General features: G+C 72.9%; 23 protein-coding genes. 14 read left to right on the top strand and 9 right to left on the bottom strand.

The window, feature by feature from the left end; genetic code table 11:
* Positions 1-146: 146 nt before the first annotated feature.
* Complete coding sequence (locus tag IEY20_RS10790; protein WP_175328884.1) at positions 147-662, bottom strand: hypothetical protein; 516 nt, start codon at positions 660-662, stop codon at positions 147-149.
* A 41-nt stretch (positions 663-703) separates the two neighbouring features.
* Here IEY20_RS10790 and IEY20_RS10785 point away from each other — a divergent pair, with 41 nt between their 5' ends.
* The gene (locus IEY20_RS10785; RefSeq protein ID WP_175328883.1) at positions 704-1,576 is read left to right on the top strand and encodes an SMP-30/gluconolactonase/LRE family protein; all 873 of its coding nucleotides are present in this window, start codon (positions 704-706) and stop codon (positions 1,574-1,576) included.
* Positions 1,577-1,646: 70 nt separating this feature from the next.
* Positions 1,647-2,798, top strand: a complete 1,152-nt coding sequence (locus IEY20_RS10780) for an alpha/beta fold hydrolase (RefSeq protein WP_175328882.1) — start codon at positions 1,647-1,649, stop codon at positions 2,796-2,798.
* A 63-nt stretch (positions 2,799-2,861) separates the two neighbouring features.
* On the opposite strand, the gene IEY20_RS10775 is transcribed toward IEY20_RS10780, so the two are convergent.
* From IEY20_RS10775 to IEY20_RS10755, 5 genes are all read right to left on the bottom strand, one after another.
* Positions 2,862-4,055: an NAD(P)/FAD-dependent oxidoreductase gene (locus IEY20_RS10775; RefSeq protein WP_175328881.1), complete on the bottom strand. Its 1,194-nt coding sequence runs from the start codon at positions 4,053-4,055 to the stop codon at positions 2,862-2,864.
* Positions 4,056-4,068: 13 nt separating this feature from the next.
* Complete coding sequence (locus IEY20_RS10770) at positions 4,069-4,869, bottom strand: SDR family NAD(P)-dependent oxidoreductase (protein ID WP_022902635.1); 801 nt, start codon at positions 4,867-4,869, stop codon at positions 4,069-4,071.
* 7 nt (positions 4,870-4,876) lie between these two features.
* On the bottom strand, positions 4,877-5,383 hold the full coding sequence (locus IEY20_RS10765; protein ID WP_022902634.1) for a Dps family protein: 507 nt from the start codon (positions 5,381-5,383) through the stop codon (positions 4,877-4,879).
* Between the two features lie 200 nt (positions 5,384-5,583).
* A complete protein-coding gene (locus IEY20_RS10760; protein ID WP_022902633.1) occupies positions 5,584-6,096 on the bottom strand; it encodes a MarR family winged helix-turn-helix transcriptional regulator in 513 nt (170 codons plus the stop codon).
* 174 nt (positions 6,097-6,270) lie between these two features.
* Entirely contained in the window at positions 6,271-6,828 is a 558-nt protein-coding gene (locus tag IEY20_RS10755; protein WP_022902632.1) for an NADPH-dependent FMN reductase, read from the bottom strand.
* A gap of 100 nt (positions 6,829-6,928) precedes the next feature.
* Here IEY20_RS10755 and IEY20_RS10750 point away from each other — a divergent pair, with 100 nt between their 5' ends.
* The 7 genes from IEY20_RS10750 to IEY20_RS10720 all read left to right on the top strand — a co-directional run bounded on the left by IEY20_RS10750 (position 6,929) and on the right by IEY20_RS10720 (position 14,688).
* A complete protein-coding gene (locus IEY20_RS10750; RefSeq protein WP_229727999.1) occupies positions 6,929-8,581 on the top strand; it encodes a glycoside hydrolase family 13 protein in 1,653 nt (550 codons plus the stop codon).
* A gap of 103 nt (positions 8,582-8,684) precedes the next feature.
* A complete protein-coding gene (locus IEY20_RS10745) occupies positions 8,685-10,433 on the top strand; it encodes a lectin-like domain-containing protein (protein WP_175328879.1) in 1,749 nt (582 codons plus the stop codon).
* A 416-nt stretch (positions 10,434-10,849) separates the two neighbouring features.
* Positions 10,850-11,506, top strand: a complete 657-nt coding sequence (locus IEY20_RS10740) for a DUF308 domain-containing protein (protein ID WP_175328878.1) — start codon at positions 10,850-10,852, stop codon at positions 11,504-11,506.
* The gene (locus IEY20_RS10735) at positions 11,503-11,766 is read left to right on the top strand and encodes a hypothetical protein (RefSeq protein WP_022902628.1); all 264 of its coding nucleotides are present in this window, start codon (positions 11,503-11,505) and stop codon (positions 11,764-11,766) included. Before IEY20_RS10740 ends, IEY20_RS10735 begins: the two co-directional genes overlap by 4 nt.
* 100 nt (positions 11,767-11,866) lie before the next feature.
* On the top strand, positions 11,867-13,231 hold the full coding sequence (locus IEY20_RS10730) for a DHA2 family efflux MFS transporter permease subunit (protein WP_175328877.1): 1,365 nt from the start codon (positions 11,867-11,869) through the stop codon (positions 13,229-13,231).
* Between the two features lie 151 nt (positions 13,232-13,382).
* On the top strand, positions 13,383-13,922 hold the full coding sequence (locus IEY20_RS10725; protein ID WP_175328876.1) for an RNA polymerase sigma factor: 540 nt from the start codon (positions 13,383-13,385) through the stop codon (positions 13,920-13,922).
* On the top strand, positions 13,912-14,688 hold the full coding sequence (locus IEY20_RS10720; protein WP_175328875.1) for a hypothetical protein: 777 nt from the start codon (positions 13,912-13,914) through the stop codon (positions 14,686-14,688). The genes IEY20_RS10725 and IEY20_RS10720 overlap by 11 nt, the downstream gene beginning before the upstream one ends.
* Before the next feature lie 56 nt (positions 14,689-14,744).
* Here IEY20_RS10720 and IEY20_RS10715 read toward each other — a convergent pair whose 3' ends face one another.
* Positions 14,745-15,623: a LysR family transcriptional regulator gene (locus IEY20_RS10715; RefSeq protein ID WP_175328874.1), complete on the bottom strand. Its 879-nt coding sequence runs from the start codon at positions 15,621-15,623 to the stop codon at positions 14,745-14,747.
* 81 nt (positions 15,624-15,704) lie between these two features.
* Here IEY20_RS10715 and IEY20_RS10710 point away from each other — a divergent pair, with 81 nt between their 5' ends.
* Both IEY20_RS10710 and IEY20_RS10705 read left to right on the top strand, forming a co-directional pair.
* Complete coding sequence (locus tag IEY20_RS10710; protein WP_175328873.1) at positions 15,705-16,967, top strand: MFS transporter; 1,263 nt, start codon at positions 15,705-15,707, stop codon at positions 16,965-16,967.
* Between the two features lie 130 nt (positions 16,968-17,097).
* Positions 17,098-17,691 (top strand): hypothetical protein, encoded by a 594-nt coding sequence (locus IEY20_RS10705; RefSeq protein ID WP_175328872.1) that lies wholly within the window; start codon positions 17,098-17,100, stop codon positions 17,689-17,691.
* A gap of 533 nt (positions 17,692-18,224) precedes the next feature.
* Here IEY20_RS10705 and IEY20_RS10700 read toward each other — a convergent pair.
* Positions 18,225-19,139 carry a cation diffusion facilitator family transporter gene (locus IEY20_RS10700; RefSeq protein ID WP_022902621.1) on the bottom strand — a complete coding sequence of 305 codons (915 nt, stop codon included), beginning with the start codon at positions 19,137-19,139 and terminating at the stop codon, positions 18,225-18,227.
* 46 nt (positions 19,140-19,185) lie between these two features.
* On the opposite strand from IEY20_RS10700, the gene IEY20_RS10695 reads away from it, so the two are divergent.
* The gene (locus tag IEY20_RS10695) at positions 19,186-19,842 is read left to right on the top strand and encodes a DUF4166 domain-containing protein (protein WP_175328871.1); all 657 of its coding nucleotides are present in this window, start codon (positions 19,186-19,188) and stop codon (positions 19,840-19,842) included.
* Positions 19,842-20,852: an epimerase gene (locus IEY20_RS10690; protein WP_175328870.1), complete on the top strand. Its 1,011-nt coding sequence runs from the start codon at positions 19,842-19,844 to the stop codon at positions 20,850-20,852. Before IEY20_RS10695 ends, IEY20_RS10690 begins: the two co-directional genes overlap by 1 nt.
* On the opposite strand, the gene IEY20_RS10685 is transcribed toward IEY20_RS10690, so the two are convergent.
* Positions 20,821-21,864 carry an EamA family transporter gene (locus IEY20_RS10685; protein WP_175328869.1) on the bottom strand — a complete coding sequence of 348 codons (1,044 nt, stop codon included), beginning with the start codon at positions 21,862-21,864 and terminating at the stop codon, positions 20,821-20,823. The two genes, IEY20_RS10690 and IEY20_RS10685, sit on opposite strands and share 32 nt — an antisense overlap.
* Before the next feature lie 71 nt (positions 21,865-21,935).
* Between IEY20_RS10685 and IEY20_RS10680 the strand changes: the two genes are divergently transcribed.
* Positions 21,936-22,850: a LysR family transcriptional regulator gene (locus IEY20_RS10680; RefSeq protein ID WP_022903769.1), complete on the top strand. Its 915-nt coding sequence runs from the start codon at positions 21,936-21,938 to the stop codon at positions 22,848-22,850.
* Positions 22,851-22,987 lie beyond the last annotated feature (137 nt).

The raw sequence follows: 22,987 nt of genomic DNA, 5'->3' as shown, positions 1-22,987 counted from the left end.
TTGTGCTCCTGATCGGCGTCGTGCTGAACGTGGCAAGACGAAAACGCGGATAGGTTCGGAATCGAGATCCTGCTCCGCGGACGCGATCAGGGGCGTGGCAGCGAGCGGAGAACACGCAGCCTCCGGCGAGGCGCGTTCCATGAAAGTCATTGGCTGGCGAACGAGCGGATGTCGTCGCCGGTCACCCGGTCCCGCTCCCGCTCGTGCGCGGTGGAGATTTGTCCGCCGCCCTTGCTGGCACGGAAACCGCGTCCGTCGAGTTGCGGCTGGGCCCAGGTGAGGAATGAAGTGAGTCGTTCAGGAACGATCACGATGTTGGTGCTCGGCGCGCTCTCGTTCGCGGTGGCCATCGGTTTCTCGTTCTCCTCGGAGCCGTTCGATCCGGTCGGGCGAGCGGGATTGCCCGCGGTCGTGATCGAGGTCCTCGCTGCAGTGGCTGGGATCGGGTGCGTGATCTCCGGACTGCGCGGGCTGCGCCGCAAGCCGTAGCGAGACCTGCCCTGACTGGGGAAGGAACCGACGTCGACCGCAGGTACGCACGGCGTCGTGATCGACAGGTTGCCGGAGTGCGCGACGGCGAGCAGGGGAGCCGTGTGCTCGGGGGACGTGTCGTCGAAGCCGGGGAGCGTGCGTGGCATCCGCCCACCGCGCTCGTCGACCACGGGTGAACGCGCACCGAGGCCGGCCCAGGTACGCAGGGACCATGGACCCCGCGACCACCGGACCCGTGACCGTCTTCTGCGACGACCGGGCCGTCCTCGCCGAGAGCATCGTCTGGAGCCGGGAGGAGCACGTGCTCCGCTGGACGGACATCACCCTCGGCACGCTCACCACGGCGTCGGCCGACGGCACGGTCCAGAGCGTGGTCCCGCTACCGCCGCCCCTCGCGAGCTTCCAACCCCGGGCCTCCGGAGGGTTCGTGGCCGCGCTCGGCGACACCGTGGTGCTCACCGACCAGGACGGCGTGGTCGAACGGGAACTCGCCCGGGTGGACCACGCGACCGCGGGCATGCGGTTCAACGAGGGCAAGTGCGACCCCTTCGGCCGGTTCGTCGTCGGCAGCATGGACCTCGGCGGTGACGACCCCGCTGGCGCGCTGTACTCGTTCGAGGCCGACGGCTCCGTCCGGACGCTGCGTGGCGGGTTCGGGGTGGCGAACGGCTTCGAGTGGTCCGCCGACGGGACGACGATGTTCGTGACGGACACCAGTACCTCGACCATCTACCGTGCGCCGTACGGACCGGACGGCGTGCTCGGTGAACTCGTGCCGTTCATCAGCGGTGCGGCGCACGACGGGCTCGTCCGCGACGACGAGGACTGCCTCTGGACCGCGGTGTACGGCTCCGGCCGGGTCGAGCGGCGGAGCCCGGACGCCGCACTGCTCGAGGTCGTCGAGGTCCCGGCGCCGAACGTGACGTCGGTGGCGTTCGGCGGCGACGACCTGTCGACGCTCTTCATCGCGACGGCACGGGAGAACCTCGAGGAGGACCAGCTGGCGGCGCATCCGCACTCGGGAGCGGTGTTCGTCGTCCCGACGCGGGTCCACGGGCTCCCGGCGAACACGTTCAGCGGCTGACGGGGTGGGGTCCGTCGGGCAGGAGTCCGGCGCGGGTATCCTGGGCGACCGTTCGACCCGAGGAGACGCCGTGGACGACGACCGCACCCCGCACCCCGACGACCGCACCCCGCACCCCGACGACCGCACCCCGCACCCCGACGGCCGCACCGCACGCGGTGACGCCGCACCGGACCCGGCGGGCCGCCTGGCCGAGGCGGAGGACGCCGACGTCACGGTCGAGGTGGACCGCATCGCCGTCGACGGAACCTACGTCCGGGTCAGCTCGATCGGTGAGCCGGGTGAACGCGCCTTCCTGCTCGTCGCGGGCCTCGGCATCGCGGCGACGTACTACGAGCGGCTCGCCCCGCACCTCAACGAGAACGGCCCGGTCCACGCCCTCGACCTCCCCGGGTTCGCGGGCGTCCCGCACTTCCGCGGCCGGGTGACGATCGAGCGGTTCGCGGACGCGGTCGAGCGGGTCATCGACGAGCTCGGTCTCGAGGACCCGGTGCTCGTCGGGCACTCCATGGGCACGCAGGTCGTGACCGAGGTCGCGGCACGGCGCCCGGACATCTCGGACCTCGTCCTCATCAGCCCGGTCGTCGACTCGCGGGCACGGACCGTGCGGCAGTCGGCGTTCCGGTTCCTCCGCTCGACCGTGCACGAACCGGCGGCGGTGCGCTGGCACGGCATCACGGCCCACGCGCTCTGCGGGTGGCACTGGTTCTCGAAGGTCCTGCCGCGGATGATCGCCTTCCCGATCGAGGAGCGTGCGGCCGAGGTGCAGGCCCGCACCCTCATCGTGCGTGGTGAGCACGACGCGATGGTGCCGCGGGACTGGGTCCGACGGCTGGCCCGGGTGTTCCCCTACGCGGTGCTCCGCGAGGTGGTGGACGGCGCCCACTCGGTGATGCACGCGCAGGCGGACGCTGTGGCGCGGCTCGCGGTCGACCACGTGGCCGGTCGGATCCCGGACCGAGGGGTGTCGTCGCTGCAGCGTGTGCGTGACGACTCGACGTCATCGGACCTCGATCGGTTGGGCCCCGGTGATGCCTGGCTGCTCGTGAAGTCGCGGTTCATCGAGCTGTTCGACATGGCCCGGAACGACGACGAGGCCCTGGAGGCCGCGAAGTCCGCACACGCGGTCGCGATGGCGGACGGCGACGGCCTCCCCGTCGATCCGGCGGACCGCCGAGCGGTCGTCGACGAGGTCGCACCCGAAGCGCGCGACGCGCGCTGACGACGGACGGGAGGCGCGGTGCCAGCTGGCACCGCGCCTCCCGTCCGTCTGTGGTGCAGCCCGTCAGGGCTGGATGCGCCCGATGAGCATGTCCGGCGTCAGCGAGTGGGCGTCCGCGAGGACCTTCCGGGCCTCGTCGGTCTTGTCCCACACGTTCCAGAGCAGCACGCCCTTCACGACCTGGTCGTCGTCGAGGTAGTACACGACACCGGTCACGGTCGGTTCGGTCCAGTCCTCGACGGTGTGCAGCGACGAGGACACCTGGCCGACGGCCTCGTACCCCATGTCGAACACGTCCGAGTAGAACATCGGCGTGTGGTCGTAGGTCTCGTCCGCGTCCGCGAGGTTGCGTCCGGCCTGCCGACCCTGCTGCTGCGCGTTGTCGACGTGCTCCACGCGACGCGTCCCGAGGATGCGGTCCGGGTACTCGGCGACGTCCCCGGCCGCGAAGACCGACTCGTCGTCGGTGCGGAGCGTCGAGGACACCACGATGCCGTCGCGGACGGTGAGCCCGGCGTCGGCGGCGAGCTGCGTGACCGGCTCGATGCCGAGGCCGACGACCACGGCGTCCGCCTCGACCGTGGAGCCGTCGTCGAGCGTGAGGACCACGCCGTCGCCGGTCTCCTCACCGGAGGAGACCCGCCGGCCGAGCCGCAGGTCCACGCCGGCGTCGACGAAGCGCTGCTGGAACGCCCGCGCCAGGTCGTCCGGGAACATCCGGCCGCCCACGACGTCGTCGGGGTCGACGAACGTCACCTCCGCGCCGTTCTGCGAGATGCCGGCCGTGATCTCGGTGCCGATGTACCCGCCGCCGACGACGACCACGTGGGCGCCGGCGTCGGCGAACTCCCGGAGCTTCCGGTAGTCGGCGGCGCTGCGGTAGTCGAGGACGCGGTCGGACGGCTCGAGTCCGGGCAGACCGCGCGGCTTCCCACCGGTCGCGATGAGCAGCCGCTCGTACCCGTGCGTCTCGCCCGAGTCGGTCGTGACGGTCTTCGCGTCCCGGTCGATCGCCGTGACCCGGCTGCCCAGGAGGAACGTCGCGCCGGTCTCCTCCGTGTGGAGGTCGACCTTCTCGTCCCAGCTGAACTCCGGGTCGGTCCAGAGCTTCTTCGAGAGCGCCGGCCGCGCGTACGGCGGGTCGACGTCCTCGCTGACGATGCCGATCGTCCCGTCGGCGTCGAGTTCGCGGATCCCGCGTGCTGCGGAGTCCGCGACCATCCCGCCGCCGACGATGAGGTACCGGAAGTCGGTCATGTCGTGCTGCTCCCTAGATCGTGGCGACCGAGCCGGAGTCGACCCGGTAGTTGGCGCCGTTGACGAAACTGGCGAGGTCGGAGCACAGGAACGCGACGACGTTCGCGACCTCCTCCGGCTCACCGCGTCGGCCGAGTTCCATGTACGGCCGTTCCTCGTCGAGGAAGGACGAGACGGCCTCGTCGAAGGACGAGCCCAGCTGCTTCGCGCGCTTGTCCATCATCGCGTCGGTCATCGGCGTGTGGATGAACGCCGGGCTGACGCAGTTGACCAGCAGGCCCTCGGACGCGTAGCTGCGCGAGAGCCCCTTGGCGAAGGACAATACGCCGGCCTTCGCGGCGCAGTAGGGCAGCTCGTCGTCGTACGGCTGCGAGGCGTCCTCCGACACCAGGTAGACGATGCGACCCCAGCCGCCGTTCCGCAGGTCCGAGATGAACTCACGGGTGATGCGGACCGGCCCCATGAGGTCGATGTCGATCGTGTCGAGCCAGCCCTGTTCGTCGATCTCGTGGAACAGGCCCTGCGCACCGGTGACCCCGGACGACTGCACGAGGATGTCGATCTCGCCGACGGCGCCGCGGACCCGCTCGTGCAGGGCCGCGAGGCTGTCCGCCTTCGTGACGTCCGCCGCGAAGGCGTGCAGCCGACCAGGAGGGGCCTCGAGCTGGTCCGCGCTGTTGTCCAGGCGGGCCTGGTCGAGGTCGGTCACTACCACGGTCGCGCCTTCGGCGAGGAGGATGCGGGCCGTGTTCCAGCCGATCCCCGAATCCCCGCCGAAGACGAGCGCGGTCTTGCCCTGGATGCCGAGGTCCATGCGCTGCTTACTCGTGGTCGGAGGCGCTCGCGACCGCCGGGGTGGTGGCCGAGGCCAGCGGCGTGCTGGGCGAGCGGTTCTCCGCGGAGACCATCCAGGCCAGCTGCTCGAGGCGCTCGATGAAGCCGTGCAGCAGGTCGGCGGTGGTCGGGTCTTCCTCGTCGACCTCGTCGTGCACGTCGCGCATCGTGCCGGTCGCCTGGTAGAGGCGCAGCGTGATCTCGTCGATCGCGTCGTGCGTCGTGATCTCGCCGTCCGGGAAGGCGTCGAGGTGGCTCGACGCGGCGACGGTGGCCGAACGGCCGTCCGGCACGGCGTACAGGGCGCGCATGCGCTCCGCGGTGTCGTCCGCGAACTCACGCGCTGCGTCGACGATCTCGTCGAGCTGCAGGTGGAGGTCACGGAAGTTCGTGCCCAGGATGTTCCAGTGCGCCTGCTTGCCCTGGAGGTGCAGGTCGATGAGGTCCACGAGGACCGCCTGGAGGTTCTTCGCGAGCTTGTCCGATGCGTGCATGATCGGCTCCTTCCACGTCGGTGACCATTCCGGTCTACGCGGGACTCCCTCCGTGCACGCTGGCCGTCCGTCCCCCGGGCACGTCGAACGGACGACACGAGCCGGATGTGGGCATTCTGAGCACCCGCGGCCAGCGGGGCTCAGTGCGCGGCGACGGGGGTCAGCGCGCGGCGACGGAGCTCAGTGCGAGGCGACGGGGCTCAGTGCGCGGCGACGGGGTCGACGTGGTCGACGGCCTCGCGCATGTCCTCGAGGAAGCGGGCGACGACCCGGGCGTCGGCGGCGGGGAGGCCCTCGGCGATCGCCATCATGCGGCGGTGCATCACGCCGAGTGTGGCCCGGACCTCGTCGTCGGTCTCGGTCGTCGGCACGATGACGAGGGCTCGGCGGTCCGTCGGGTGCGGCTCGCGACGCACGTGGTTCGACCGCACCAGCCGGTCGATGAGGATCGTCGTCGAGGCGGAGGAGATCTTGAGGTAGGCGGCGAGGTCCTTCGGGCTGACCTGGCGGCCGGCCCGCTGCGCCTGCAGCAGGAACCGGACGGCGAGCAGGTCGGTCTCGCCCATGCCCATCGAGTCACGGGTGCGTCGGCGCATGGCCGTCTCGGCGGAACGGTAGCGACGCAGGGCGTTGAGGACGGCGACGCCCCGCTGCGTCGCGTCGTCGTCGGGGAACCAGTACCCGGACGCCTCGGTGATCTCCTGCGTGGACATGCGGGACAGCGTAACCCGTCTCCTTACTAGAGCGTCTAGCGAGTCCGCGGATGGGGGACAGGCGCATGCGCCTGCATGTTGTGCAGGAGAGACGAACGGGAGGCGCGGTGCCAGCTGGCACCGCGCCTCCCGTTCGTCCTGTCGTCGCGTGCGGCGACGGCCGCTGCGGACCGGCTACGCGGCGACCGGCTCCGACGCGGCGTCCGCGAGCGCGCGCAGCGCGTCCTGGACCAGCGAGACGACCTCGTCGTCCTCGCGCGGGTGGGTCTCCGCGAACCGGACGACCGACTGCGGGATCGCGACCTTGACGTCCTCGAGGACCTTCGCGCCGGCGATCCCGGCGACCTTGCGGGCGTCGTCGTGCGCCCAGACGCCGCCGTACTGGCCGAACGCCGAACCGATCACGGCGAGGGGCTTGCCCGAGATCGGCGAGGCGCCGAACGGACGCGAGGCCCAGTCGAGGGCGTTCTTCAGCACGGCCGGGATGGTGCCGTTGTACTCGGGGGTGACGAGGAGCACGGCGTCCGCGGCGGCGAGTGCCTCGCGGAACGCGACGGCGGCGGCCGGCGGGGTCTCGCCGTCGATGTCCTCGTTGTAGAAGGGCAGGTCGGTGATGGCGTCGTACGTGCTGAGCGCGATGCCCTCCGGAGCGTGCTGCTCCGCGGCCTCGGCGAGCTTGCGGTTGATCGAGCCGGCGCGGAGGCTGCCGACCAGGACCAGGACGTTCGTCATGCGCGTTCCCTTGTTCGGTGACGGAAAGGTGTCAGGTACAAGCAATCACGGCCGGGAATGCACTATTCCCGCACACCGGGTCGTCGGTATCGTCGGCCGCGTGAGCACGCCACGGACGCCCGCCAGCACGCCCCGCACCGCCGACCCCGACTGGTGGCGGAACGCCGTCGTCTACCAGGTCTACCCGCGGAGCTTCGCCGACGCGGACGGCGACGGACTCGGCGACGTGGTCGGGATCACGTCGCGGGTGCCCTACCTCTCCTCGCTCGGCGTCGACGCGGTGTGGCTCTCGCCGTTCTTCCCGTCCCCGCTCGCCGACGGCGGGTACGACGTGGCCGACTACCGGGCGGTCGACCCCCGGCTCGGCACGCTGGACGACTTCGATGCGTTCCTCCGCGCCGCCCACGAGCACGACCTCCGCGTCATCGTCGACATCGTGCCGAACCACACCTCCGACCAGCACGAGTGGTTCCGTGCCGCGCTCGCGGCAGGACCCGGCTCGCCGGAGCGCGCCCGGTACGTCTTCCGCGAGGGAGCGGGGGAGTCCGGCGAGCTCCCGCCGAGCGACTGGGTGTCGAACTTCGGCGGCAGCGCGTGGACCCGGGTGCCGGACGGGCAGTGGTACCTGCACCTCTTCGCGCCCGAGCAGCCCGACCTCGACTGGTCGAATCCCGAGGTGCGGACGGACTTCGAGGAGACGCTCCGGTTCTGGGCCGACCGAGGGGTCGACGGGTTCCGGGTCGACGTGGCGCACGGCTTGGCGAAGGACCTCTCCACGCCCTACCGGCCCTCGAACGAGCACGCCCTGCCGCTCGACGGTTCGGACCCGCTGTACGACCGCGACGAGGTGCACGAGATCTTCGCGGGGTGGCGCCGCGTGCTCGACGAGTACGACCCGCCCCGAGCCGCCGTGGCGGAGGCGTGGGCACCGGCACCCCGTCGGGTGCTCTACGCCCGGCCGACCGAGCTCGGGCAGGCGTTCAACTTCGACCTGCTCGAGTCGCCGTTCGACGCGGCGGTCTTCCGCGAGGTCATCGACCGGAACCTCGCGGCGTCCGAGCAGTCCGGCGCCTCCTCCACGTGGGTGCTGTCCAACCACGACGTCGTCCGGCACGCGACCCGGTACGGGCTGCCGGACGGGACCGACACCGACGCCTGGCTCATGACCGACGGAACGTCCCCGGAGCTCGACCGTGCGCGGGGGCTCCGCCGGGCGCGGGCCGCGACGATGCTGCTGCTCGCACTGCCCGGGTCGACCTACGTCTACCAGGGCGAGGAACTCGGGCTGCACGAGGCCGCCGCCATCCCGCGGGACGAGTTGCAGGACCCCAAGTGGATCCGGACCGGCCACACGGTCAAGGGGCGGGACGGCTGCCGGGTGCCGATCCCGTGGACGACCTCCGGGCCGTCGTTCGGCTTCGGCACCGCCGCTCCGCACCTGCCGCAGCCCGCCGAGTCCGGGGCGAGCTCGGTCGAGGCCGAGTCGGGCGACCCCGCCTCGACGCTGAGCCTGTACCGCGCCGCGCTCGCCGAACGGGCACGGCTGCAGCGCGGGGAGGAGCTGACCTGGGTGGCGGAGCCCGCGTCGCCGGAGGTCGTCGCGTTCGACCGGCACGACGGGTGGCGCTCGGTGACGAACTTCGGCACGGAGCCGGTCCCGCTGCCCGAGGGTGCCGTTGTGCTGGCATCGGGGCCGCTCGGTGACGCGGAACTCCCGGGGGAGACGACGGTCTGGATCGTGCCCGGACGCTGACGGCAGCTCCCCGTTCCTGCACAGCCGCGTCGGTCGCGTCGTCTCTCCACCGGTCTGACGCGAGCCCCTCGGAGGCGTGGTGCTGCTCGCGACGATCGGGAGCATGACACATCCCAGCACCACCAGATCCCGGATCGTCCGGCGCTTGGCGGTCGCGGCGAGCGCGTGCACCGCGCTCGCCGTGCTCGCCGCGCCGGCCCTGACCGCGCCGCACTCGTCCGCGGCGGAGCTCACGTTCCCGTACGTCCACGAGTTCACCTCGGCGGCCGGGGGTGAGCTGCACGGCGACGCGAAGATCGCCGGCGGACGCCTCCGTCTGACCGAGGACACCAAGAAGCAGGCGGGGGCGTGGTCGACCAACGACACGTTCCCGTCCGACAGCGGACTCGAGATCGAGTTCACGTACACGATGCACACCGCGAAGGACGACCCCGGTGCCGACGGGCTCCTCCTGTTCCTCGCGGACGGTGCCGCGCGGCAGGGCGTGGGGTCCTTCGGCGCGGGGCTCGGCTACACCTGCCGCAAGGAGGCGACCGAGGGCGGCGGCCGGGTGTGCGACCTGCCCGGCGTCCCCGGTGGGTTCGCAGCGGTGGCCCTCGACCACTACGGCAACTTCTCGGCACGGATCAACGGTTCCGGGCCCGGCGCCAGCCCGCAGCACGTGGTGATCCGCGGTTCCGGCGACGGGCTCAAGGGCTACCGCTGGATCGCCGGGGCCCCCGCGCCCGGCGGCGTCCTCGCTGCGGGTGACTCCCCGCGGCGGGTCCGGATCACGCTGTTGCCGGGTGCCGCCGGGCAGCTGTCGATGACGGTCCGTCTGCAGCAGGGCAGCGCCATGCGGACCGTGCTCGCCGACGTGCCGCTGCAGGGTGACGGGCAGGCTCCGCTGCCGGACACGCTGCGCCTCGGGTTCGCTGCGGCGACCGGCAGTCACGTCAACGTGCACGAGATCGAGCGGCTCCGCGTCTGGAAGCCCGCGGACCTCGCCGTGGAGCAGGACCTCCCGCCGACCCTGACCCCGGGCGCCCCGGTCGAGTACACGGCGACGGCCCGGAACACGGGCATCAACGACAGCGCGCCGAGCCCCTTCGCGGTCGACGTCCCCGACGGGTTCCGTGACGTGCGCTGGCGCTGCGCGGATGCCGACGCTGCCGTGTGCAGCGTCCCGTCCGGCACGGGCGACGTCGCCACGGACCTCGACCTGCCCCGTGGTGGGTCCGCCTCCGTCGTCATCAGCGCCACCGTGGACGACGCCGCGTCCGGTGAGCTCGAGAGCGTCGCGACCGTCGAGGCCGCTCCGTCCGTGTCCGACGTCGACGAGTCGGACAACCGCTCGACCGCGACCACGACGGTCGCTGCGGACACCACCGCGCACGTCGAGACGGACAAGCGGGTCAGCCCGTCGGACGGCGTCGCGCCGGGCGACGAGGTCGAGTACGTCCTGACCGCGCGGAACCGCGGCCCGGCGGTCGCGCTCGACGTCGGGGCGGTCGACGACCTGCCCGCGGCGATGCACTTCGCCGGGTCGCCCGACGGCTGCACGGCCGAGGGGCAGCGGGTGACGTGCTCCTCCACGGGGACGCTCGCGGTCGGCGACTCGGTCGACTTCCGGATCCGCGCCGTGCTCGACCCGGACTACGAGGGCGACGGGTCGGACGTGGTGAACGTCGCGACCGCCACATCGCCGAGCGACCCCGACGGCGGTGACGAGTCGCCGGAGGTCACGATCGGCGTCGTCGACCCGGGCGACGGGACGCGGCCGACGCCGACGCCGACGCCCATACCCACGCCCACGGTGACGCCGGCGCCGACACCGTCGGGGGTCGCCCTCTCCGGGACCCGGGGCGGGTGACGGCGGCGACGGCGGCAACGGCGACGGCAACGGCAACGGCAACGGCGGCAACGGCAACGATGGCCCCGCGTCGGATGCCGGGCGGCCGGACGCCGATGCCGGGTCCGGGAACGGCGCCGGCCACGCTGGACCCGACCGCCTGGCGTACACCGGCGCCGGCGGGCTGGTACCGCTCGCGGTGCTCGCCGTCCTCGCGTCCGCTGTGGGCGGGACGGGGTGGCTCCTCCTCCGTCGGCGCCGACGGGCGCGGGCGAGCGTCGGCGACTGAGCAGCGAGAGCGACCGGCCGTCGCCGGCGACGGTCGGTGCGTCCCGGCCGGGGTTCGAGTCTCCTCAGCGAGGAACCGGCCCCGGTCGGGCGCCCACCGCGCCGGCGGTAGGATCGACGCGACGATCCGCATGCCCGAAAGAGGTCCCGTGTCCGACTCCGTGGACGACGCCACCACCGTGGACGACGCCACCCGGCGCGCACGCTACTGGCCGATCCCCGTCCTCCGGGCGGTCCCCGCGGCGGTCGTCGCGCTCGTGATCACGTTCTCCTCGAACCACGCCGCGGGCTACGGCCTGCTGCTGTTCGGCGCGTTCGCGGTGGTCGAGGGCATCGTCCTCGCGGTCGGCTCCCGGCGGCTCGACGGCGACGCGCGATCCGCCCGCTCGACCCTCGCCCAAGCCGCCGTCGCGCTCGTCGCCGGCGTTGCCGCACTGGTGCTGAACGGGGCCGGACTGCCCGCGTTCATCACGATCGTGGTGGCGTTCGCGGTGCTGACCGGCGCGCTCGAGCTCACCCAGGGGCTCCGGGTGCGCGGCCGGTCGCCCTTCTCCCGGGACTGGACGACGGTCGGCGGGCTGACCCTGCTGCTCGCGATCGCGTTCCTCCTCACGCCGCCGGACTACTCGAAGGAGCTCGGTGGCATCGACAACGCACAGGGCACCCTCGACGCGCCGATCATCCTGGTCGGGCTGTTCGGCGCCTACCTCGCCGTCGCGGCGGTCTTCCACGTGATCGCCGGACTCTCGCACAAGTGGGGAACGGCCGCCCCGGTCGCCGCCCCGGACGGAGCACCACACGCATGAGCACCCCCAGCCGTCGCGACCGCCTGCGCCCGGCCGAGCTCCTCGGGATCTCGGCGATCGTCGCCGTCTTCGTGGGCCTGGTCGTGCTCATCTCGACCCGCGAAGCGCAGCTCGCCGTGATCTTCCTCGGCGTCGCGTTCATCGTGGTCGTGGTCGTGCTGGCCATGCTCCAGCTGGCGTCGACGAGCGACCAGGACGACAACGACATGCTCGGCGGTCACAAGACCCCGGGCGAGGGAGACGGCAACGACTTCCACTGAGCGGACGACCCGCACGAGCAGCCGGCTCCGCCCGCTCCAGGGGGCGCCCGACCTGCCGTCGCGGTACCGCCACCCGCGGCTGATCCTCGCGATCTGCTGCATGAGCCTCTTCATCGTGTCGCTCGACGCGACCGTCGTGAACGTCGCGCTGCCGTCCATCGGCCGTGAGCTCGGCAGCACCATCTCCGGCCTGCAGTGGACGATCGACGCGTACACGCTCGTCCTCGCGAGCCTGCTGCTGCTCTCCGGGTCCACCGCAGACCGGATCGGGCGGCGGACGACGTTCCAGGTCGGCCTCGCCCTCTTCACCGTCGGGTCGCTCCTGTGCTCGCTCGCGCCGGGCGTCGGCTGGCTCGTCGTCTTCCGCATGGTGCAGGCCGTCGGCGGCTCGATGATGAACCCGGTGGCGATGTCGATCATCACCGCGACCTTCGACGACCCACGGCAGCGCGCCCGTGCGGTCGGGGTCTGGGGAGCGGTCGTCGGGGTCTCGATGGGGCTCGGGCCCCTCGTGGGTGGAGCGCTCACGGACTCGGTGGGGTGGCGTGCGATCTTCTGGATCAACGTGCCGGTCGGCATCGCGGCGATCGTGCTCACCCTCCTGTTCGTCCCCGAGTCGCGCTCGCCGAAGCCGCGGAGGCTCGACCCCCTGGGGCAGGTGCTCGTCATCGTGCTGCTGGCGTCCCTCGTCGGCGGACTCATCGAGGGGCCGCGCCTCGGCTGGACGTCGCCGGCGTCGCTCGGCCTCTTCGCCCTGGCGGCGGTGGCCCTCGTCGTCCTGGTCCGGGTCGAGCGGCGCCGCGCCGAACCGCTCGTCGACGTCCGGTTCTTCCGGAGCATCCCGTTCTCGTCCGCGGTCGTGACGGCGATCGTCGCGTTCGGCGCGAACGGTGCGTTCCTCTTCCTCAGCGCGCTCTACCTGCAGGAAGTCCGTGGCATGAGTCCGTTCGAGGCGGGCCTGTGGACCCTCCCGGCCGCCGTCGCGACGATGCTTGTCTCGCCCCTGTCCGGGCGGCTGGTCGGCTCGATGGGGGTCCGGGTGCCGCTCCTGCTCGCGGGTCTCGGCATCGCGGGCGCCGGCGCCGTCCTCACCACGATCGGAGCGGCCACGCCGATGCCCGTGCTCGTCGTGGCGTTCGTGCTGTTCGGCTTCGGGTTCGGGATGGTGAACGCGCCGATCACCAACACCGCGGTGTCGGGCATGCCCCGCGCCCAGTCCGGCTCGGCCGCTGCCGTGGCGTCGACGAGCCGGCAGACCGGGGTGTCGCTCGGGGTCGCCCTTGCGGGGACCGTCACCGGGGCGAGCGCCGTGGCGAGCGTGGGGCCGTCGTTCGCGGTGGCGACCCACGCGATGTGGTGGATCGTCGTGGGGATCGGGGTGGCGATCGTGATGGTCGCCTTCCTCTCGGCGTCCGCCGCTGCGGACCGTTCCGTCGCCGGGATCGCACCGCTGCTCGGCGACTGACCCGAGGAGCCGGGATCGCACCGCCGCTCGGCGACTGACCCCGGGGCCGACAGCGGTCCCGGCGACACGCCCGAGATCACGTTTCCGCAACCGTCCTGTCGGGATCGCGGGTCCTGCCGACACTCCTGGACGAAGGGGGTGGGATGTGGACGTGGGAACGGGCACCGAGACGGACGAGCAACTCGTCCGGGCGATCGGGCACGGCGACCAGCAGGCGCTCGCACGAGCGTTCGACCGGTACGCGGCCACGCTCACCCGGTACGCCTGGGCCGTCGTGGAGAGCCGCATGGACGTCGAGGAATCGGTGCAGGACACGTTCCTGACGCTCTGGCAGCGCGCCGCGACCCTCGAGCTCCCGGCCGACACGATGCTGCCCTGGCTGCTCGTCGTCTGCCGGAACCACGCGCTGAACGCCGGGCGCAAGCAGGCCCGTCGCCGCGGCGTCGAGCTCCCCGAGGAGCTCCGCGCACCCGACGACCACGCGGAGGCCGTCGAACGGCTCCGATGGGTCCGCGACGAGATCGCGGCCCTGCCCGAGACCGATCGACGGATCTGCGAACTCTGCCTGCTGGAGGGGCACTCCTACGCCGAGGCCGCGCAGCTGCTCGGCCTGAGCGTCGGTGCGGTCACCCAGCGGGTCTCGCGGTCCCGCGCACGACTGCGGAAGGCGGTGATGCACGATGAACACTGAACCCCCCGAGGGAGACGACCTCCAGCGGATGCTCGTGGCGATGAAGCAGAACGTCCTCGAGCGCGCCACACCGCGACGCCGACGCCGTGCGCGCCCCGGTCTCGTGATCGGTGTCGTCGGGCTGCTCGCCCTGGGCACCGCCTCCGGCGCGGTCGCCCTGAGCCTGTCCCAGCAGGACCGACCCGTCGCAGCACCCACCGAGACGCAGGAGCCCGAACCGGCACCGTCGGCCACCACACCGACGTCCGCACCGATCACCGCGACCCCGACGCCCCGCCCGGTGCCGACACCGACGCCGACGAGCGAGCCGGACGTCCGGATCCCGGGCGACTGCTACCTCCTCGTCCCCGACAGCGACTACGCCCGTTTCTTCGGAGCGGCTCAGCACACGTCGACGATCTGGACTCCTGAAGGCGGTGGTCGGCAACCGGACGGGAACGACCGGATCCAAGGGCTGCGCGACCCAGATGAAGCCTTGTCGTGCACGTGGCAGAACGAAGGAGTCGTCGCCAACATCTCCGTGGTGGTCCGCCCGGCTTTTGAGGATGACGCTGCCGAGATCCCGGAACTCGTGGCGGAATCCAACCCGACGTGCGAGGACCGCTTGGGTGGCCGGGCCTGCAGCTGGACGCCTGGTACCGACAGTGGCGACGCTGTCCGGGGCACGTACTTCACCCGCGGCAACCTGACCATCGACATCATGCAGACCGACTTCCCGACGAACGGGCTCTTGCCCGCGATCGTCGGGGAGATCTGGGGGGACTGACGGCCTGGAGGCGCGTGGCGAGTCCGCACCGCGCCTCCAGTCCGTCGGTCGGGGACCTACCCGACGCGCGCCGCCACGATGTCGCGCGCCAGCGTCTGCGTCGCGCGGTTCGGCTCCGGGCTGGTGCGCATCGCGAGCCCGATCCGCAGCGGCGGGACCTCGTCGTCGAGCTCGAGCACTGCGCCCTCGTGCTCCACGCCCGGGTCCGGGACCACCCCGACGCCGAGGCCTGCGGCCGCGAACCGGATCACCGCGGGCATGTCGTTCATCTCCGCGATGATCCGGCGCCGGATCCCGAGCCGCTCGAGCGCCTGGTCGAGGAGGACGCGGTTGCCGAACCCGTGCGCGGTGTCGACGAAGGGCTCGTCCGCCAGCTCCGCCAGCGACACGGATGCGCGACCGGCCAGGGGGTGGTCCGGAGCGGTGAAGACGCGGAACGGCAACTCGCGCAGCGGCTCGACGACGATGCCGCTCGGCGGGTTCGGCAACCCGGAGTAGGCGAGGTCGAGCCGTCCGGCCACGAGGTCCTGCACGAGCCCGGTCGTCCCCGTCGGCGAGGTCATCAGCTCGACCGCGACGAGCGGGTGCCGCTGCCGGAAGCGCCGCAGCACGCCGGTCAGGTCGACGATGTCCATGCTCGTGAAGATGCCGAGCCGGACCCGCCCGCGGAGGTCGGCGTCCTCGACGGTCGCGAGGTCCCGCATCCGGTCGAGCGACTCGAGCACCGCGCGGGCGTGGGGGAGGAGGTCCTCGCCGGCGGTGGTCAGCACGAGGGTGCGTCCGGTCCGCTCGAACAGCCGGACGCCGAGCGACCGCTCGAGTGAGGCGATCCCGGCGGACACCGTCGACTGCGCTGCCCACAGGCGCTCGGCCGCACGGGTGACACCGCCCTCGGTGGCGACGGCGACGAACTGCTCCAGCAGGCGGGTCTCCATCACCCCATCATCGACCGCGTCGATGCCACACATCAAGAACATCCGTTGGACTCGATTGCGCCCGGGGTCGATGATCGGAGCATGCCAGTCATCGCGCAGAACCCCGACACTCGTCCGTCGGCCGGACCCGTCCCCGCCCCGCGCGGCCGCCGGTCGCACAGCCGCCGCCGTCACGGCGCCGGCTTCTGGGCCGTTGCGTTCGCGTTCCTGTCCGTGATGGCGTTCGCGACCGTCCCGGCCCCGCTGTACGTCATCTACCAGGCGCGCGACGGCTTCCCGACGATCACCACCACGGTCGTCTTCGCGGCGTACGGCGTCGGTGTGGTCGGGTCCCTGTGGCTCGCCGGGCACCTCAGCGACGTGCACGGACGGAAGCCGCTCATCCTCGTGTCGGTTGCACTCGAGATCGTCGCAGCGGTGCTCTTCCTGGTCTGGAACGACGTCCCCGGGCTCATCGTCGCCCGGCTCGTCACCGGACTCGGCGTCGGCACCCTGACCGCGACGGCCACCGCCCACCTCGGCGAGCTCCGGGTCCGGGCGACCGGCTCCGAGGCCTCGGCCAAGGGCGCGAGCGTCGCGGCGGGCGCGGTCAACCTCGGCGGTCTCTCGCTGGGCGCCCTCGTCGGTGGCGCGCTGGCCGAGTTCGTCGGCCAGCCCCTGATGGTGCCGTACGTCGTGTTCGTCATCGCCTTGGCGATCGCGTTCGTCGTCGTGCTCGCCGCGCCCGAGACCGTCGACCGCCCCGAGTCGCCCGTGCCGTACCGTCCGCAGCGCATCCAGGCCCCGGCCGGCAAGGGTGCTGCGTTCTGGGCCGCCGGCACCGGGGCGTTCGCCGCGCTGGCCGTCCAGGGCCTGTTCACCTCGGTGGCGCCGACCTTCCTCGGGACGACGTTCCACGTGACCGACCGACTCGCCGCCGGGGCCACGACCTTCGGGGTGTTCGCCGCGAGTGCGGTCAGCCAGCTCGTCTTCGCCCGACTGTCCCAGCGGGCGCAGATCCGGCTCGGGGTCGTGCTCCTCGTCGGCGGGCTCGCGGTCCTGGCCGTCGCTGCGGTCCTCCTGCAGGTCGCCGGGTTCATCGGGGGCGGGGTGGTCGCGGGCGCCGGGGTAGGGCTGCTCTTCCGCGCCTCGATCGCCAGCGCCGGTGCGCTCGTCGGACCCGAGCGTCGAGGCGGGGTGCTGGCTGCGACGTTCCTCATCGCCTACGCGGGTCTGACGGTCCCGGTGGTCGCGGTCGGTGCGGCGCTGCTCGTGCTCCCGACGCTCTCGGTGCTGGTCGGGTACGTCGTGCTCGTGGCGGTGCTCGCCGTCGTCGCCGGGCAGCGGCTGGCCGCGCGCGCCTGAGTCCCGGGTGCCCGCAGGTCCTGCGGGCACTGCGGTCGCCTGCGGCACCGCGGGTAATCGCGGGTCCCTGCGGCCCGCAGGCGTCCGGTCCCGGCCTGGAGGCGCGGAGCCGGTCCGGCATACTGGCCGCATGCCCCAGAAGCGCCGCCGGTCCGTCATCACCGGGGTCGCGGCCGTCCTCGCAGCGGGTCTGCTCGCGGGCGGGCTCGCCCTCACCGCCGATCGCAGCGTCGACGAGCCGGTCATCGCCGAGGGGCCGTCGGCCGCGGGGACCACCTCGGGGAACGAGGGCGTCGTGGTCATCACCCGCGACGGCCCCGACCTGCCCGGCGCGGACGTCCTCGACGGGTGCGCGTCCGACGACCGGCAGCTCGTGGCGCAGTACGACACCGACGCCCTGGGGCGGGTCGTGCTCCAGTGCGGCAACCCGAGCCAGGGCTACGAGCACATCCGGGTCCGGCACGAGCAGGACTGGACCGAGGTCCTCGGCGGGCGCGGCTCCCGGGACTGGGACGACGCCATGCTGACCGCGGTCCGGACGGCCCTGACGGCGCCGCGCTCCGGGTACCCGGAGGACGCCGGCGACGGCAAGGTCTGCTTCGTCGCCCCGGTGTCGTTCGACGACGGATCGCGGCCGGATCGCGAGCCGTTCGTCAAGGTCATCGTCTCCGCCACCACCGACCGGGTGATCACGGCGTACCCGACGCGCACCGACGGCTGCTGACCGTCGCCGGCGCGGCCCCGCTGTCCCCGCTGTCGTCGCCGCCGTCGCCGTCGCCGCTGTGGTGCGACGCAGCCGTCGTCGTGCGACAGCGGACACGTCGTTCGTTGCGGGCGCGGGCAGTCGCCGTCGCTGCGGTGCGACGCCGCCGTGGTCGTGCGACAGCGGCCGCGTCGTTCGTTGCGCGCGCGGGCAATCGCCGCGGCTGCAGTACGCCGTCCCCGCCACCGTCGCTGTGGTGCGACGCCGCCGTCGTCGTGCGACAGCGGACACGTCGTTCGTTGCGGGCGCGGGCAGTCGCCGTCGCTGCGGTGCGACGCCGTCGTCGTCGCGCGACGGCGGACACGTCGTTCGTTGCGGACGCGGGCAGTCGCCGCGCACGCGGGCAGTCGCCGCCGCTGCGGTGCGACGCGGCCGTCGTCGTGCGACAGCGGAGACGTCGTCGGTTGCGGACGCGGACTGTCGCCGTCGCCGTCGCCGGAGCAGACCGACCACCACCCCAGGACGACGCGGACGAGCCGCCGCGGCACGTCCGGCTAGGCGTGCACCTCGTGCTCGTGCCGCCGGTGCGACGCGGGCTCGAGCTGGAACGTCGAGTGCTCCACGGGCACGTCGAAGTGCTCCGCCACGCACTGCTGCAACTCGTCGAGGATGCGCGGAGCGTGCGCCGTCGAGAAGCAGTGATCGTCCACCACCACGTGCGCCGTGAGGTTCGGCACCCCCGTCGCGACGAGCGTGGCGTGCAGGTCGTGCACGGCGATCACGTGGTCGAGCTCGAGGATGTGCCCGCGCACGGCGTCGAGGTCGAGCCCGGGCGGCGTCGACTCGAGCAGCACGTTCGCGGTCTCACGGAGCAGCCGGAGCGCCCGCGGGAGGATGAGCAAGCCGATGAGGATCGCGGCGACCGAGTCGGCGCGCTCCCACCCGGTGACCATGAGCACCACGGCCGCGACGATCACGGCGACCGAGCCGAGGGTGTCGTTCAGGACCTCGAGCCGGGCGGCACGTGAGGTGAACCCCTCGCCCGAGGCCCGGAGGAGCACCGCGTACGCGACGAGGTTGCCGACGAGGCCGATCACGCCGAACACGAGCAGGGGCCCGGAGTGGATCTCCGCCGGGACGACCAGGCGCTGGATCGCGGAGATGATCACGAAGACGCCGACCGCGAGCAGGATGGCCGCCTGCGCGGTGGCACCGAGCACCTCGGCCCGCTGGTACCCCCACGTGCGCTGCGCGGTCGGGCTGCGCCGGGCGAGCCGGGTCGCGACGAGGCCGATGCCGATCCCGCCGGTGTCGACCACCATGTGCCCGGCGTCCACCAGCAGCGCCAGGGACCCGGTGACGACCGCGCCGACCACCTCGGCGAGCAGGATGCCCGCGGAGACGCAGAACGCGACGAGCAGGGCACGCTCCGAGGCGTGGCCGTGCGCGTGCCCGTGGTCGTGTCCCATGCCGACATCGTAGGGACCGCCGCCGACGCCGTGCCAGGATCAGGCTGTGAGTCGGTCACCGTACGAGCTGAGCACCCCCGCGGACGCCCTCGCCCGGCTCCACCCCCGCCTGCGCACCTACTTCGGCCCGGTCCCGGTCGGGCACGTCGGTCGGGGGTCCGGAGTGTTCGACGTCGTGGGGACACCGCGCCGCTGGCTCTGGCCGCTCCTGGCCTGGTTCGCCCGTGACGCGGTGATGTTCCCGGTCTGTGAGCGCAACGTGCCCTTCACGGTCGAGAACCGCCCCGTGCGCGTCGGGCGCGGTCCGGGCCCCGGAGACTTCGCGGTCCGGGCGCACCGCACGTTCCGGTTCCGATTCGGCGACCGCACCATGGTCGACGCGATCACGGCGGGGCCGGACGGTCTGGTCGACCACCTCGGCCGCCGCGGGCGCGTGTCCGCCCGGCTCCGCGCGGAGGTCCCGACGGACGGGCCGGACGCGGGTGCGCTTCGTCTCGTCTCCACGCACGTGGCGTTCCGTGCGCTGGGACGGGAGTGGGGCCTCCCGGCCGTCACCGCACCGCGTGTGACGCTCGTCGAACGATTCGATGACGATGCCGACCTGCAGCGCGTGTCCCTGGTGCTCGCGATGCCGGTCCTCGGCACGCTGTACCGGTACGAGGGGGCGTTCAGCTACTCCGTCGTGCCGGAAGGAGAACGCTGATGGGAACACCTGGGACACCGGGAACACCGGGGACGCCGGAGCCGAAGCCCCGCGTGGTCGTCGCGGGCGCGAGCGGGTTCGTCGGGCAGGCCCTGCGCCGCGCCTTCGCGGACGAGCGCTACGAGGTCGTCACCGTCGGCCGCACGGGCGACGCCGTGTGGGGCAACACCCTCCGCATCCGCGAGCTCGTGGACGGTGCCGCGCTGGTCGTCAACATGGCGGGCAAGAGCGTCAACTGCCGCTACGGACGACGGAACCGCAGGGAGATCCTGCGCTCCCGGGTGGACACGACGCTCGAACTGGCCGAGGCGATCCGGACGAGCGAGCACCCGACCCCGCTGTGGGTGAACGCGTCCACCGCGACCATCTACCGGCACGCCGACGACCGCCCGCAGGACGAGGCCACGGGTGAGCTCGGCGAGGGGTTCTCGGTCGGGATCGCGAAGGCGTGGGAGCAGGCGTTCTTCGGTGCCGACCTCCCGGGCACGCGCCGGGTGGCCCTGCGCATGGCGATCGTGTTCGGGGACGGCAGCGCCCTCGTCCCGCTGCTCCGTCTGGCGCAGGCCGGCCTCGGTGGTCCGCAGTACGACGGCGCCTGGTTCCCGACCCGCTCCCGGCTCCGCGCCGGCACGTACCACCACCACCGGCACACCCGTGGACGGCAGCGGTTCAGCTGGGTGCACCTGGACGACGTCGTCGGTGCGATCCGCTTCGTGCGCGACCACGAGGCGATCGACGGCCCGGTGAACGTGTCGAGCCCGAACCCGTCGGACAACCGGACGGTGATGGCGACGATCCGCGACGCGGTCGGGCGGCGGTTCGGACTCCCGACGACCCGGTGGATGCTCGAGCTCGGCTCGTTCGTGATCCGCACGGAGACCGAGCTGGTGCTGAAGAGCCGGTGGGTGGTGCCGACGCGGCTGCTCGAGGCCGGCTACGAGTTCCGGTACCCGGAGCTCCGGGGCGCGCTCGCCGGGATCATCGCGGAGCGTCGACAGCACCGGGGCTGAGGGTCGGCGCCGGGGACGACACGCCGCCCGCCCCCGGGGTGCCGCCGGCCCCGGAGGACGGGGCCGGCACGCCGCCCGCCGCCGCCGGCACGCCACCAGCCGAGGGCGACACCGCGGGCGGCAGCGCCGACGGCGCCGACCGGGCCCGCCGAGCCGGCCGCGACGACCACAGCACGGCGCCCACGACGACCGCCCCCGCCACGACCTCGACCGCGTCCGGCGCCTCCCCGAACGCCACCCACGAGGCGAGCACCCCAACCACGGGCACGAGCATCGAGAACGGCGCGACCGTGCTCGACGGGTAGGTCCCCATCAGCCGCGACCAGATGCCGTACCCGACGAGGGTCGCCACGAGGACGATGTAGAGCAGGCCGAGGTCGGCCGGCAGTGCTGCGCGCGTGAAGACCGTGCCGAGCGCCTGACCGATGCGCGACGGACCCTCGACGACCACCGACAGCACCGCCATCGGCACCGGCGGCACGATCGACCACCAGAGCGTGAGGTGCAGCGGGTTCGGGGCCCCGGCCCGCCGCGTCGCGACGTTGCCGATCGCCCACCCGAGCGCCCCGCAGAGCGCCAGCACGACGGGCAGGAGCGCCGCCGCCTGCGCACGGTGCACCGCGATCGCCGCGAGCGCGCACACCGCGACCGTCACCCCGACGACCTGCCGCCCGCTGAGGCGCTCCCGCAGGAACACCCCGGCGAGGACGACCGTGAACGGCGCCGACGCCTGCAGCACGAGCGACGCCAACCCCGACGGCATGCCGGACGCCATGCTGAGGTAGAGGAACGCGAACTGCAGGACCCCGAGCCCGAACCCCACCAGCAGCAGCCGGCCGAACGGGATGCGCGGCCGCGGCACGAAGAGCACCGTCGGCACCGCGAGCAGGGTGAACCGGAGCGCGGCGAGCAGGAACGGCGGGAAGTGGTCGAGCGCCAGGGCGGTGGCGGGGAAGTTCAGCCCCCAGGCCACGGCCACGACGACGGCGAGGAGACGGTCACGAGCGAGCACGCCTCCAGCCTGGCGAGCACGACGCTGTAGCACCAGCGAATGATCCGACAGCGGCGATGTAGTGTCCCTGCATGGTCGACTTCGACGTGCAGCTCCTCGCGGTCCTCCGCGAACTCGCCGACCGCGGCAGCGTCACCGCCGTCGCCGAGGCCACCCACCGCACCCCGAGTGCGGTGTCGCAGCAGCTCCGCACCCTCCAGCGGCAGGCCGGGGTCCCGCTCGTCGAACGTCGGGGCCGCGGCGTCTGCCTCACCGAGGACGGCCGGGTGCTCGCGGGGCTCGCCACCGGGGTGGCCACCGCCGTCGCCGCGGTGGACGCCGCCTGGCGCGAGCACTTGGGCGGCACCATCGGCCAGGTCGACCTCGCGATCTTCCCGTCGGCCGCCGAGCTCCTGCTCCCCGGCCTCCTCAGCCGGATGCGGGAACACCCGGGCATCGAGCTCGTGCTCGTCGACGTGGACGTCAGCGAGGACGAGTTCGGGCCGCTCGCCGCCGACCACGACGTCGTCGTCGGGCACCGTCCGGACGGCGCGCCGCCCGCGGGACGGGCAGGCCTCCGGACGTTCCCGCTGCTGCGCGAGCCGCTCGACGTCGCGTTCCCGACCGACCACCCCCTCGCCGGACGCCGTCGGGTCGCCATCGACGACGTCGTGGGGGAGACGTGGATCGGGGTCCCGGAGAGCTACCCCATCGACCGGGTGCTCACCGCGCTCGCGGCCGCGACGGACACTCCGCCGAGCGTCGCCTTCCGGACGATCCACCTCCCGCTCATCGAGAACCTCGTCGCCGCCGGGCACGGCATCGCCCTGGTGCCGCGCTGGACCTCGGGCACACGGGCGCCGGGCCGGTTCCACCTCGCCGAGCTCGCGGACGTCCGGGCCGGACGTCGCATCGACGCGCTCGTCCGCCCGGACCGTGCGGTCCGTCCCGGGGTGCGGACCGTCCTGGAGGCGCTGGTCGCCGAGGCGCACGACGTCACCGCCTGAGCCGGTGACGGTCGCGGCGGGACCGACCCGGGCCTCCAGGCCGATGCGTGACGCACGACCGCAGACGGCCGCCTCCGCGCTTCGCGGGGACGGCCGTCGGACGTGGAGCGACGGACTTGGAGCGTCGGGCGTGGAGC

The sequence above is a fragment of the Curtobacterium luteum genome, from assembly GCF_014646995.1.
Classification (GTDB): Bacteria; Actinomycetota; Actinomycetes; order Actinomycetales; family Microbacteriaceae; genus Curtobacterium; species Curtobacterium luteum.
Note: the sequence above shows the minus strand (reverse complement) of the source record. Positions and strands in the feature narration are given on the sequence as shown.